At 71.3% G+C, this 10,732-nt stretch carries 8 protein-coding genes; all 8 read left to right on the forward strand.

Translation table 11 applies throughout. The features are described 5' to 3' along the window. The first annotated feature begins 182 nt into the window (after positions 1-182). The 8 genes from ACZ4A5_RS08625 (at position 183) to ACZ4A5_RS08660 (ending at position 10,512) form a co-directional block, all read left to right on the forward strand. Positions 183-3,821, forward strand: a complete 3,639-nt coding sequence (locus tag ACZ4A5_RS08625; protein ID WP_467579972.1) for a sensor histidine kinase — start codon at positions 183-185, stop codon at positions 3,819-3,821. Positions 3,822-3,830: 9 nt separating this feature from the next. Beyond that, on the forward strand, positions 3,831-4,244 hold the full coding sequence (locus ACZ4A5_RS08630; protein ID WP_301894302.1) for a roadblock/LC7 domain-containing protein: 414 nt from the start codon (positions 3,831-3,833) through the stop codon (positions 4,242-4,244). Positions 4,245-4,347: 103 nt separating this feature from the next. Next, positions 4,348-4,755, forward strand: coding sequence for a DUF742 domain-containing protein (locus tag ACZ4A5_RS08635; protein WP_116214075.1), 408 nt, complete (start codon positions 4,348-4,350; stop codon positions 4,753-4,755). After that, positions 4,736-5,317, forward strand: coding sequence for a GTP-binding protein (locus ACZ4A5_RS08640; RefSeq protein WP_361526071.1), 582 nt, complete (start codon positions 4,736-4,738; stop codon positions 5,315-5,317). The genes ACZ4A5_RS08635 and ACZ4A5_RS08640 overlap by 20 nt, the downstream gene beginning before the upstream one ends. 328 nt (positions 5,318-5,645) lie before the next feature. Next, positions 5,646-8,900, forward strand: a complete 3,255-nt coding sequence (locus ACZ4A5_RS08645; RefSeq protein WP_467579977.1) for a sensor histidine kinase — start codon at positions 5,646-5,648, stop codon at positions 8,898-8,900. Positions 8,901-8,910: 10 nt separating this feature from the next. Next, positions 8,911-9,324, forward strand: a complete 414-nt coding sequence (locus ACZ4A5_RS08650; protein WP_162890378.1) for a roadblock/LC7 domain-containing protein — start codon at positions 8,911-8,913, stop codon at positions 9,322-9,324. Positions 9,325-9,410: 86 nt separating this feature from the next. Further along, complete coding sequence (locus ACZ4A5_RS08655; protein ID WP_467579980.1) at positions 9,411-9,950, forward strand: DUF742 domain-containing protein; 540 nt, start codon at positions 9,411-9,413, stop codon at positions 9,948-9,950. Next, positions 9,931-10,512 carry a GTP-binding protein gene (locus ACZ4A5_RS08660; RefSeq protein WP_116214070.1) on the forward strand — a complete coding sequence of 194 codons (582 nt, stop codon included), beginning with the start codon at positions 9,931-9,933 and terminating at the stop codon, positions 10,510-10,512. Before ACZ4A5_RS08655 ends, ACZ4A5_RS08660 begins: the two co-directional genes overlap by 20 nt. Positions 10,513-10,732 lie beyond the last annotated feature (220 nt).

Raw genomic sequence — 10,732 nt, forward strand, 5'->3', positions numbered from 1 at the left:
CCGTGACGGTTCACACCACCGAGCGTCACACACCGGAGGGGGTCGTGCACCGGCCTTGTTGGGGGATCCGGCACTGTGCTGGAATTCCACGGACCGCCAGGGGGCAACCGCGGTCCCCCCACGACTCGACACCGTCCCGCCGCTCCGCCGGTGGGACGCCTGGTCCAGAGGTTGCGACGCTAGTGCAGGGACGTTTCAAGAGGGATGGCAGCGCTGCGGCGGAGCCGGAGCCGCGCGGTGCGACCGACCGCGGCACGTCCGTCGACGCGCCGACCGGTGGCGAATCCGCCGAACGGTCGAAGTCCACGTCGAAGGCGAAGGGGCCCAGCGGGCCGGGCTCACGAATAGCCCTGCGCAACTGGCGCATTTCAACCCGACTCGTCTCCCTGCTCGCCCTCCCCGTCGTCGCGGCGACGACCCTGGGCGCGCTGCGCATCGACAGCTCGCTTCAGAACGTCGACCAGCTCGACCACATGAAGCTCCTGACGGACATGACGAGCAAGGCCACCGCGCTGGCCAGCGCCCTGCAGGACGAGCGCGACAAGTCCGCGGGCCCGCTGTCCGCGGGCTCCACGGACGACGACAGCGTCGTCTCGACCCGTCAGCGCACCGACAAGAACATCCAGGCGTTCGGCCAGGCCACCGAGGAGCTGAAGCCGAACGACCCGACGATGGTCGGTGTCAAGACCACCCTGGTGGACATCACCCGCCAGCTGAAGAAGATCCAGTCGGTCCGCGAGAACGCCTTCCACGATCCGGGCTACATCGCCCAGACCGTCAACAACTACGACTCGCTGATCAACTCCCTGCTGTCGCTCTCGCAGGACATGGCCCAGGCCACCAGCAACAGCGACATGATCACCGCGACCCGCTCGCTGGCGACGTTCTCCGCCGCCAAGGAGTACGCCTCCATCCAGCGCGCCGTGATCACCGCGGCGCTGGCCGCCAAGGGCGGCCCCAGCCTCTCCGCCAACGACCGCCAGTACGGCGACGAGGCGCGGCAGGCCGAGGCCCAGACGATGAAGCGGTTCTCGCAGATCCACGCGGACGACGCGAAGACGCTGCTCCAGGCGCTCGACGGCGGCGTCGCCGACGTCACCGCGGCGAACGCCCTGGCCGACCGCATCCTGTCCAAGGACGGCGGCATCAAGGACGCCCAGACGTCCTGGCGCGACTGGTCCGACCAGTCCGGCACCAAGCTCAACGAGATGTCCAAGGTGGAGCAGGACCTGCTCTCCCAGATGGTGCAGAAGGCGCGTGAGCTGCGCGACGACGCCCAGCAGGAAGCCATCCTCAACGGTGTGCTGATCGTGCTCGTCCTCGGCATCTCGCTCGTCGGCGCCTTCGTCGTGGCGCGGTCCATGGTGCGCTCGCTGCGCCGCCTGCAGGACACCGCGCAGAAGGTCGCCCAGGAGCGTCTGCCCGAGCTCGTCAAGCAGCTCTCCGAGACCGACCCGCAGGACGTCGACACGTCCGTGGAGTCCGTCGGCGTGCACAGCACGGACGAGATCGGCAAGGTGGCCGCGGCCTTCGACGACGTGCACCGCGAGGCCGTCCGCCTCGCCGCCGAGCAGGCGTTGCTGCGAGGCAACGTCAACGCGATGTTCACCAACCTCTCGCGCCGCAGCCAGGGCCTCATCCAGCGTCAGCTGTCGCTGATCTCCGAGCTGGAGAGCCGCGAGGCCGACCCCGACCAGCTCTCCTCGCTGTTCAAGCTCGACCACCTCGCGACCCGCATGCGCCGTAACGGCGAGAACCTCCTCGTCCTCGCGGGTGAGGAGCCCGGCCGCCGGTGGACCCGGCCCGTGCCCCTCGTCGACGTCCTGCGCGCCGCCGCGTCCGAGGTGGAGCAGTACGAGCGCATCGAGCTCAGCGGTGTGCCGCCGACCGAGGTCGCCGGCCGCGTGGTCAACGACCTCGTGCACCTCCTCGCCGAGCTGCTGGAGAACGCGACGTCGTTCTCCTCCCCGCAGACCAAGGTCAAGGTCACCGGCCACGCGCTGCCCGACGGCCGCGTGCTGGTCGAGATCCACGACACCGGCATCGGCCTCTCCCCGGAGGACCTCGCCTCGATCAACGAGCGGCTCGCCAGCCCGCCGACCGTGGACGTCTCGGTCTCCCGCCGCATGGGTCTGTTCGTGGTCGGCCGCCTGTCCTTGCGACACGGCGTCCGCATCCAGCTGCGCCCCTCCGACTCGGGCGGCACGACCGCGCTCGTCATGCTGCCGGTCGACGTCGCCCAGGGCGGCAAGCGGCCGATGCCGGGGGCCACCGGCACGCCCGCCCCGGCCGGCATGCCCCCGGCCCCCGGCGGCAAGGGCGGCCCCGGCCTGATGGGCGGCTCCGCGCCGCGCCGCCAGGTGCCGGGCAGCGGCCCGCGCCCGGCGCTGGCCGGCCGTCCCGCCACGACGGAGAGCGGTCTGCCGACGCGCCCCGTCCCCGCGCCCGGCGCGGGCAACGGCGCCGGTCCCGCCGCCGGTTCGACCGGTGGCAGCCTCTTCGACGCCGCGCCGCGCGGTGGCGCGGACGCCAAGGGCGCCCCGGGTGCCGACGGCCGTCCCACGCTGCCGTCCCGTGGTGACGGCGGCCCCGCCTCCATCCCCCCGGCGAGCGAGAACGTCCGGCGCCCGCAGATGCCGAGGCGCCGGGGCAGCGGTCCCGCGGCGGCTCCCGGCTCCGCGCCCGGGCTGCCGACCCGCAAGACCCCCAGCTGGGGCAACGAGCAGCAGCAGGCCGCCCCGACGCCGCCGGCCGACGACTGGCCGATGCCGTCCTCGGACGCCGCGGGCCGCGCCGCGCAGGACACCCCGCGCGGTCACCAGGACGTCGACGCCGCCTCCACCGGCACCTACCCCGTGCCCGCGGACGGCACGTCGGGCGGTTTCGCCCTGCCCGCCGCCGGCCCCGGCGACACCGCCCAGTTCCCCGCGATCGGTTCCGCGCCCGAGCCGTCCGGCAGCACGTCCGGCCAGTACGCGCGGCCCGACGGCACGGGCTCCACGGGCGGGTTCGACCTCCCGGACGGCGCGAGCGGCCAGTACGCGCAGCCGAACGACCCCGGTACGACGGGCCAGTTCGCCCTGCCCGCGGGCACGGACGCGCCGAACAGCACGAGCGGCCAGTACGCGCGGCCCGGTGACACGGGTCAGTACGCGCGGCCCGGCGACACGGGTCAGTACGCCCTGCCGGGTACGGACGAGGCCCCGAACAGCACGTCCGGTCAGTACGCGCGGCCCGAGGCCCCGGCGGACGACTGGCCGCTGGCCGGTGACGGCGGTCACGCCCGTCCCGACGCCGACCGGGCTCCGCAGGGCGACGCCCGGACCCCGCTCTTCGAGGAGCTGGAGTCCAACTGGTTCCGCGGTACGGACGAGAACCAGCCACCCGCCGCGCCGGTGCCCCCGGCGGGCACCCCGCAACGGCTGCCGCGGCGCGAGCCGCGCCAGACCCTCGACGACCCGCAGCGTTCGCAGGTCCCGCCCGCCCCGCGGGCGGACCGGCAGCAGCCGGCCGCGCAGGACAACTGGCGCGACTCCCCCAACGACGAGCGCTGGCGCCGGGCCGAGCAGGTCCGCGAGCCGGCCGCGGGCGGGATCACCCCGTCGGGCCTGCCGCGCCGCGTGCCGCGCGCGAACCTCGTCGAGGGCACCGCGGAGCAGCAGCAGAACCAACCGACCGGTCCGCAGGTCTCGCGCGCGCCCGACGACGTGCGCGGCCGGCTGACCAACCTTCGCCGGGGCATCCAGCAGGGCCGTCAGGCCGGCAACGCCTCGGCCACCGGCAGCCACAACGTTGGCCCCACTTACCAGCAGGAGCGTTAGTTGAGTCCGATGAGCCAGGCGGCGCAGAATCTGAACTGGTTGATCACCAACTTCGTGGAGAGCACCCCGGGGGTCTCCCACACGGTGGTGGTGTCCGCCGACGGACTCCTTCTGGCGATGTCCGAAGGTTTCCCGCGGGACCGCGCGGACCAGCTGGCGGCGGTCGCCTCCGGCCTGACCTCGCTCACGGCCGGAGCCTCCCGGATCTTCGAGGGCGGCGCGGTCAACCAGACCGTCGTGGAGATGGAACGCGGCTTCCTCTTCATCATGTCCGTCTCCGACGGATCCTCCCTGGCCGTACTCGCGCACCCCGAGTGCGACATCGGCCTCGTGGGCTACGAGATGGCCCTCCTCGTCGACCGCGCGGGCACCGTCCTCACGCCCGATCTCCGCGCCGAACTCCAGGGCAGCCTGCTGAACTGACCCCCGCACCCCGCAGATACCGTCCGACCGCACGGCCGAAAACCCCCCACCGGCCACCGCTCGACGGCATTATTGCCATCCTGCTGTCCCGTCCGGAGGATTCATGACCCCGCCCGCCTCGCCCGGCCCGTACGGCGCTTCTCATCACGCGTCGTACGGGAGTGAAGGCGACCAGCCGCTGGTCCGCCCCTATGCCATGACGGGTGGCCGCACCCGGCCGCGCTACCAGCTCGCCATCGAGGCCCTGGTCAGCTCCACGGCCGATCCGGCGCACCTCCAGGGGCTGCTCCCCGAGCACCAGCGGATCTGCCACCTGTGCCGGGAGGTCAAGTCCGTCGCCGAGGTCTCGGCGCTGCTGAACATGCCCCTGGGCGTGGCTCGCATCCTCGTCGCGGACCTGGCGGAGGCCGGAATGGTGGCGATCCACCAGCCGGGCGGCAGCGGCGAGTCCGGCGGGACGCCGGATGTGACACTGCTCGAAAGGGTGCTCAGTGGACTTCGGAAGCTCTAGCGGGGGCGTCGGCCGTTCCACCACGTCCGCGAAGATAGTCGTGGCGGGCGGTTTCGGCGTCGGTAAGACCACGTTCGTCGGCGCGGTCTCGGAGATCAGCCCGCTGCGTACCGAAGCCGTGATGACGTCCGCCTCCGCGGGGATCGACGATCTCACGCACGCGCCGGACAAGACCACGACGACCGTGGCGATGGATTTCGGCCGCATCACGCTGGACGACGATCTGATCCTCTATCTGTTCGGGACGCCGGGTCAGGACCGCTTCTGGTTCATGTGGGACGACCTGGTGCGCGGCGCGATCGGCGCGGTCGTGCTGGTGGACACCCGCCGGCTGGCCGACTGCTTCCCCGCGGTCGACTACTTCGAGAACAGCGGCCTGCCCTTCGTCATCGCCCTCAACGGCTTCGACGGGCACCAGCCGTACGGGCCCGAAGAGGTGCGCGAGGCGCTCCAGATCGGCCCGGACACCCCGATCATCACGACGGACGCCCGCCACCGCAACGAGGCGAAGAGCGCCCTCATCACTCTTGTCGAGCACGCCCTGATGGCGCGGTTGAAGTAGCTCCGCGCAATCTCCTGGTTGTCGGAAATGGGTTGTGGTATTGAACACGACCCGGCGGTGCGTTCATAACGTTTCGACAGAGAATCGGCCGGACGTGGACACAGTCCGCGTTCGGCCCGCTTCGCTCTGCTCATGATTCGCCCGCCATTTGGCGCCGCTCGCTCTTAATGCCCGTTTTATGTCGGGCAAATCGCTTCGGCCGTCGGCTGCGCGCACTGTTTGGAATGCGCACGCCTGACGTGCTGGAATTCCAGGAACTGAGCGGTAACGGCTCAGTTCGAAAAACGGCACACAACGCAGGTGCCGACGCCGAGAGGTTGTTGGTCGAGTGACGCGCAGAAAGACGGGCGCCGCACAGCAGGCGCGGGACGAGCGGGGCAACTTCACCCCGCCGTCGCGCACAGCGGTGCCGCCTTCCGACGTGCCCGAAACGCCCGCCCCGCCGGCCGCGGCCCGTGGCGGCCGCTTCTCACCCCGCAACTGGCGTGTGCCCGTCCGCCTGAACGCGATCCTGATGATCCCGGTGCTGGTGGCCCTGGTCTTCGGCGGACTGGACGTCAAGGGCTCGGTGGACACCTGGACCGAGGCCAAGGACGCGGCGAACACCGCGCGTCTGGTCCGTGCCGCCGCCACGTACGCCCACGCCGTCCTCGACGAGCGCGACCTGAGCGCGCAGCCGATGCTGCTGGGCAACCGCGACGCCGCCGTCGTCAAGAAGGCGCAGGCCGCGACGGACGCCGCCAAGGCGGACTTCGACAAGGCCGTCTCCAAGGCGCCGGGCACCCCGACCCTCAAGCGCCGCCTGAAGCTCTTCCGCGAGGCCGAGCTGACGCTGCCGAAGCTGCGCAAGAAGGCCTTCACCTCCGACATGCCGAAGGTGGAGTCGGAGGACGGCTACGGCGCCATCCAGCAGCCGCTGATGACCTTCGCCAACGAGCTCGGGCTGGGCACCGGCAACAACTCCTACGGCCGCATGGTCTACGCGATCGAGCTGGCGAAGGCCGCCGAGTCGCTCCAGCGCTCCATCGGCACCCACCTGCTGGTCAAGCCGGTCGAGAGCGAGTCCGACCGGGCCGCCCTGACGACCGCGTTCATCTCGTACAACTTCCTGGAGTCCATCGCCCGGCGTGAGTACGACGCCGCCGGCAGCGAGGACGACATCAGCCGCCTGAACGACATCATGGCCACCAAGGCCAAGACGTCCGAACAGGACAAGATCTTCAACGCGCTCGCCGCGGGCAGCACGCAGAAGCAGCTGAAGGCCGCGGACATCACCGCGGACAGCTGGTTCACGGCCGCCACGGCGAAGTTCGACGCCTACCGCGACGTCGAGAAGGAACTGGCCGACAAGGCGGTGAACGAGGCCGAGAGCGTCTCGTCCGACGCCCAGCAGACCGCGTACATCAACGCCTCGATCCTGATCGCGGTCCTCATCATCGCGTTCTTCGTGGCCGGCATGATGGCGCGCTCGATGAGCCGCAACATGCGCCACCTGCGCCGCGCCGCCTTCGACATCGCCGAGCAGCAGCTGCCCGCGCTGGTCGACCAGCTCTCGCGCACCGACCCCGGCCGCGTGGACACCCGGATCCAGCCGATCCCGATCACCACCCGGGACGAGATCGGCGAGGTCGCCCGCGCCTTCGACCAGGTGCACCGCGAGGCCGTCCGGCTCGCCGCCGAGCAGGCCCTGCTGCGAGGCAACGTCAACGCGATCTTCACCAACCTCTCGCGCCGCAACCAGTCCCTGATCGAGGGCCAGCTGACCCTGATCACGGAGCTGGAGGAGAACGAGGCCGACCCGGACCAGCTGGAGAACCTCTTCCGCCTGGACCACCTGGCCACCCGCATGCGCCGCAACGGCGAGAACCTCCTGGTCCTCGCCGGCGAGGAGCCCGGCCGCCGCTGGGACCAGCCGGTCCCGCTGGTGGACGTGCTGCGCGCCGCGTCCTCCGAGGTGGAGGCGTACGAGCGCATCGAGCTCTCCGGCGTCCCGGACGCCGAGATCCACGGCCTGGCCGTGACCGACCTCGTGCACCTCCTCGCGGAGCTGCTGGAGAACGCCACCTCGTTCTCCTCGCCGCACACCAAGGTCCGCGTCACCGCGACCCGGCTGCCCGACGGCCGCGTCATGGTCGAGATCCACGACAAGGGCATCGGCCTGACCGCCGAGGACTTCGCGGACATCAACCACCGCCTGGCCAACCCGCCGTCCGTGGACGTCGCGATCGCCCAGCGCATGGGCCTCTTCGTGGTCGGCCGCCTGGCGACCCGCCACGGCATCCGCGTCCAGCTGCGCCCCTCCGGCGAGCAGGCCGGCACCACCTCGCTGGTGATGCTCCCGGACGCCATCACGCACGGTGGCGGCGGCGAGGACGAGCTGTCCGGTGACGACTTCACGGTCTCCCGGATGGTGCCCGAGCAGCAGGCGACGCCCATGGGCCGGGCCCGCACCGCCGCCGAGCTCGGCTTCGACGACTCGCGCTACGAGCCCCGGCAGGAGAACTCCGGCGTCCCGGCGCTGGATCCGCTCGGCCGCTCGCGACTGCGCGAGGAGCGCCGCGCGGCCCTGGAGGCACAGGTGGCCGAAGGCCGCCCGCTGTTCCAGGACCAGGTCGCCCAGCAGCCGTTCGAGCAGCAGTCGTTCGAGCAGCAGGGTTACGAGCAGCAGGCCGCCCAGCAGCAGCCCTACGAGCAGCAGCCCGACCAGGACACCGGCGGCCACGCGGTCCCGTACCCCGGTCAGCACGCGACGGGCCAGCACGCGGTGCCGCAGCACGGTCAGCACACGACCGGGCAGCACGCGGTGCCCCAGGACCAGCACGCGACGGGTCAGCACCAGGCGCCGCAGCAGGGCTACGAGTCCTACGAGCAGACGGGCCAGCACGCCTACCCCGAGGCCGGCTATCCGGACGCCGGGTATGCGGAACCGGGTTATCCCGACCCGCAGCAGGGCTTCGACGGTTTCGCCGCCCCGGCCCAGCAGGGCGGGTGGCAGGAGTCAGGTCCGTACCGGAACGCCACCCAGCAGGGTTACGGAGCGGATTCGGAAACCCTGTCGCCCGCTGACACGGCACAGCCGGAGCGCGTAGAGTTCGACCGTCCGGGCCCCGCCTCGAGCGGCTCCCACTCGCTGACCGGGTCCGGTCTGCCGCGCCGCGCGAAGCAGTGGCAGCAGCCCGGTTCAGTCGAGGACGCCGCGGGGGCCGGCGATGCGGAGCAGCCTCAGCAGGACGTCCCACAGCAGCCGCAGGAGGGCAGCGAGCCCGACTGGCGATCGGCGAACGACGAGCGCTGGCACCGCGCCGAGCAGCTCCGTGAGCCGAAAGCCGGCGGAATCACCCCCTCCGGTCTCCCCCGCCGTGTGCCCAAGGCCAATCTGATCGAGGGCAAGGCGGAGCAGACCCCCCAGAGCGGCGCCCAGATATCCCGTGCCCCGGAGGACGTACGCGGCAGGCTGAGCAATCTGCGCCGCGGCATCCAGCAGGGACGCAGCGCGGGCGGCGACACCGCCGGCGCGCAGGAGCAGCATGAGCAACACGACCAGGGCTTCGGCCCCGGCGGTACCTACGATCAGGAGCGTTAGTGTGAGCCCGATGAGCCAGGCGGCGCAGAACCTGAACTGGTTGATCACCAGTTTCGTGGAGAACACCCCAGGGGTGTCCCACACCGTCGTGGTCTCCGCCGACGGACTCCTTCTGGCCATGTCCGAAGGTTTCCCGCGGGACCGCGCGGACCAGCTGGCGGCGGTCGCCTCCGGCCTGACCTCGCTCACGGCCGGAGCCTCCCGGATCTTCGAGGGCGGCGCGGTCAACCAGACCGTCGTGGAGATGGAACGCGGCTTCCTCTTCATCATGTCCGTCTCCGACGGATCCTCCCTGGCCGTACTCGCGCACCCCGAGTGCGACATCGGCCTCGTGGGCTACGAGATGGCCCTCCTCGTCGACCGCGCGGGCACCGTCCTCACGCCCGATCTCCGCGCCGAACTGCAGGGGAGCCTTCTCAACTAGCAAAGAGGCAGTGCGTTTCGCGCCACCGCGCCATAAGGTGCGGTGGCGCGACCAGCAGCAGACAGGCGAGTTGGAGGAGGATTGACGTGGCAACGCCCCCAGGCGGTTACCCGTATGGCAATGAACAGCAGGGTCAGCCCCCGTTGAACCGCTTCAACTTCCCTTCGGCGCCGAGCCACCAAGCGCACGCGGAGCCGCCGCGCCCGCCGCAGCACATGCAGCAGGTACCGCAGCAACAGCAGCAGCGGCGTGCGGCTCAGGGGTCCCCCTCGGGGGCCAAGAAGCACAATCCGCTGGTCCGCCCGTATGCGATGACCGGCGGCCGGACCCGGCCGCGGTACCAGCTCGCCATCGAGGCGCTGGTGCACACCACGGCCCAGCCGTCCCAGCTCCAAGGGCAGTTGCCGGAACACCAGCGCATCTGCCATCTGTGCCGTGAGATCAAGTCGGTCGCCGAGATCTCGGCACTTCTCTCCATCCCCCTCGGCGTCGCCCGAATCCTCGTCGCCGACTTGGCGGAGGCCGGGCTCGTCGCCATCCATCAGCCCGGCGGCGACGAGTCCGCCGGCGGCCAGCCTGACGTGACACTGCTCGAAAGGGTGCTCAGTGGACTTCGGAACCTCTAGCGGCGAGGCAGTCCGCTCCACCACCTCCGCGAAGATCGTGGTGGCGGGTGGATTCGGCGTGGGCAAGACCACGTTCGTCGGCGCGGTCTCGGAGATCAACCCGCTGCGCACCGAAGCCGTGATGACGTCCGCCTCCGCGGGGATCGACGACCTCACGCACGCGCCGGACAAGACCACGACGACCGTGGCCATGGACTTCGGCCGCATCACCCTGGACCAGGACCTGATCCTGTACCTCTTCGGTACCCCGGGCCAGGACCGCTTCTGGTTCATGTGGGACGACCTGGTGCGCGGCGCCATCGGTGCCGTCGTCCTCGTCGACACCCGCCGGCTGGCGGACTGCTTCCCCGCGGTCGACTACTTCGAGAACAGCGGCCTGCCCTTCGTCATCGCCCTCAACGGCTTCGACGGGCACCAGCCGTACACCCCGGAGGAGGTCCGCGAGGCCCTCCAGATCGGCCCGGACGCGCCGATCATCACGACGGACGCCCGTCACCGCAACGAGGCCAAGAGCGCCCTCATCACCCTGGTCGAGCACGCCCTGATGGCGCGCCTGCGGTGAGCGGGTCGGCTGCGCCGACGCGAAAAGGTCCCCACACTCACGGAGTGCGGGGACCTTCTGCGTATCCGGGCCTGCTGCCTGTCCGGCCGGGGGCAGGAACGCCCAAGCGGGGGGGGGGGGGGGGGGGGAGGGGGAAAAGGAAGGGGGGGGGGGGGGGGGGGGGGGGGGGGGGGGGGGGGGGGGGGGGGGGGGGGGGGGGGGGGGGGAAAAAGAGAGATCC

The organism is Streptomyces sp. NPDC025618 (assembly GCF_055558795.1).